Here is a 1,125-nt window from a genome sequence, read left to right as displayed (position 1 = left end):
TGCTGACCGCTGATAACTGATAGCTGATAGCTGATAAACGACTAATGAAAGCTAATGACGTTATAACCAGATATAAGAATGGACAAAGGGATTTCCGCAGGGAAAATCTCAGAGGTCAGTCATTCCAGGGGCAAGACCTTTCAGGGGCAGATTTTAGTGAAGCTGATATTAGGGGAGCAAATTTTAAGAGTACTAATCTAGCCAGAACTAATTTTTGTAAGGCCAAGTCTGGATTACAAAAACGCTGGGTAACTTTTATTCTGTTAGTTTCATGGATAGTGTCAGGACTATCAGGAGTTGCCTCCTTACTCGCTGGGGTAGTAGTAGCGTTAATCATTGACAACGACTCATATGACTACCAACTCTTCTCAGATCACCAAGTCTCCGGCCAGATGGCTTTCATTATAATCATTATAGTATATAGTGTTATCCTGCGTCAAGGTATGGGAGCAGCAGTCGCCAGCGCCAGCGCCATAGCCAGCGCCATCGCCATAGCCATAGCCAGCGCCAGCGCCATCGACACTGCCTTCACCATAGCCAGCGCCATCGCCATAGCCATAGCCAGCGCCATCGCCATCGCCAGTGCCTTCACCATCCCCATTACCATCATTATCGCCATCCTTATCATCATCGTCATCGCCAGCACCAGCGCCTTCGAATTAAGCGGAGGCTTAGACACAGCCGTAGCCATAGCTGTAGCCTTAGTCTTAGTATTACTTGGTGCTTACCTGGGCTGGCGTGCTTTAAAGGGAGACCCCCGAGATGCCTGGATTCGCACTATTGCTATTGCTTTTGCTGCTACAGGAGGGACCAGTTTTTACAAAGCCGATTTAACTGATGCTGATTTTACAGGAGCTACCCTCAAAAGTACAGATTTAAGAGAAGCTAATCTAACTCGTACCTGTTGGCAAGATACCATAAAACTTGACCGAGCTAGACCAGGTAAAACTATCTTAGCTGATACGGCTGTCAGAGAATTATTGGTTAGTGGTTATGGTTACAATAGACCTCTTGCAAAAGTCCAATAAAAAAGATATAAATGGGTCAGTATAAGGGAAAATAATGACCTATCAAAAAGTTAAAGATTTAACTAACCAGGAGTTCAAACGCCTTTGTGGGGTAAGA

General features: G+C 45.0%; 1 protein-coding gene. It reads left to right on the top strand.

The features are described from left to right. Positions 1 to 44: 44 nt before the first annotated feature. Positions 45 to 1,028, top strand: a complete 984-nt coding sequence (locus F6K37_RS43765; RefSeq protein WP_287257394.1) for a pentapeptide repeat-containing protein — start codon at positions 45 to 47, stop codon at positions 1,026 to 1,028. The last annotated feature ends 97 nt before the right edge of the window (positions 1,029 to 1,125 follow it).

This window comes from Moorena sp. SIO4E2 (assembly GCF_010671945.1).
Classification (GTDB): Bacteria; Cyanobacteriota; Cyanobacteriia; order Cyanobacteriales; family Coleofasciculaceae; genus Moorena; species Moorena producens.
The sequence above is the reverse complement of the archived record's forward strand: the minus strand, read 5'-3'. Positions and strand labels throughout refer to the sequence as shown.